This window comes from Bacillus pretiosus, assembly GCF_051294775.1.
Taxonomy (GTDB): domain Bacteria; phylum Bacillota; class Bacilli; order Bacillales; family Bacillaceae_G; genus Bacillus_A; species Bacillus_A wiedmannii.
Window position 1 is genome coordinate 1 of record NZ_JBPPHF010000100.1, and the last position, 321, is coordinate 321.

Here is a 321-nt window from a genome sequence, read left to right on the forward strand (position 1 = left end):
GAATCTACATCTTTACGCTGTGCAATAGAGGGCCCGACAAATATATAAGAATCATCAAATTCTTCGACATTTGGTTGATACAATTTTGATGTATATACAATTGTAATTTCCCCTGGGCATGTCATCACATTCTGTTTTTCATTAAGAGTAATTCCATAAATATCTTCCCATTTTTTCAAAATACACATGACTTCCTGATATAAAGGTGATTTTTTATTTTTTTCTCCATGATTTTTCATAAGAGTAGAAGCTATCTTTTTAGTAATGGCAAATGTTGTACATGAAGAAATTTTAGGTAATTGTAATACTTCTGCTATGATC

At 30.2% G+C, this 321-nt stretch carries 1 pseudogene; it reads right to left on the minus strand.

From position 1 onward, the window contains the following. Positions 1-321: pseudogene (locus ACSG5Z_RS30025) on the minus strand (macrolide family glycosyltransferase); the annotation flags it as partial.